Raw genomic sequence first — 609 nt, 5'->3', positions numbered from 1 at the left:
TTATGATAAGCCTGAAACTTTACCGCTTACGGAATTTGAGAATTATTTTAAGCTTATAACTAGTTTTGTAGATGAAATTTCCAAGAATTAAGGCGTATATTTTGGGTACTCCTATAGGGTTCGCAAGTTTCTCCTACCAATGAAAATCCCTTCCCTCTACCTCCATTTCTTCTGGAACATAAATATCTGTCATGGTTCTTTCTTTATTCGAGAATTGTTTGTGTCTGAATTGTAGGGTAAGCTGATCTTCTGAGACATGTAGAATTTTAAAATACTTATAATCTTCCTCAATGTTCATCAGTCTGGGAATTTGATCACTGATTATTTTTATATAGTAATTTTCCTTTTTATCTTTTGTCAATCTCCAGGTTCCTATAAGGGATTCCCCGCAATCTTTATTTTTTCCTGAATTATCCATAACCGATAGGTCTGGTTTAAATGTTTGTCTGAAGGAAAGAAAACAATCACCCATATTCATGCGGGTTTTGCCGTTAAATCTTCTAGCTAATTTCCAGGTTTTTCCTGATTCTCCAGCAATTAAAGAGAAAGCATTTTCCGGGATCTTGTAGGGCTCTTTTTTTGCTTTTGAACAAGATAATGTCCCAAGTA

The 609-nt window shown here is 34.5% G+C and carries 1 protein-coding gene; it reads right to left on the bottom strand.

All coding sequences use genetic code 11. The annotated features are described in order from the left end of the window. Nucleotides 1–133: 133 nt before the first annotated feature. Nucleotides 134–609, bottom strand: a 476-nt coding sequence (locus E1171_RS00330) for a lipocalin family protein (RefSeq protein WP_155203000.1), incomplete at its 5' end; no start/stop codon positions are given.

Origin of the sequence: Xanthovirga aplysinae, assembly GCF_009711365.1 — a bacterium.
GTDB lineage: Bacteria > Bacteroidota > Bacteroidia > Cytophagales > Cyclobacteriaceae > Xanthovirga > Xanthovirga aplysinae.
Note: the sequence above shows the minus strand (reverse complement) of the source record. Positions and strands in the feature narration are given on the sequence as shown.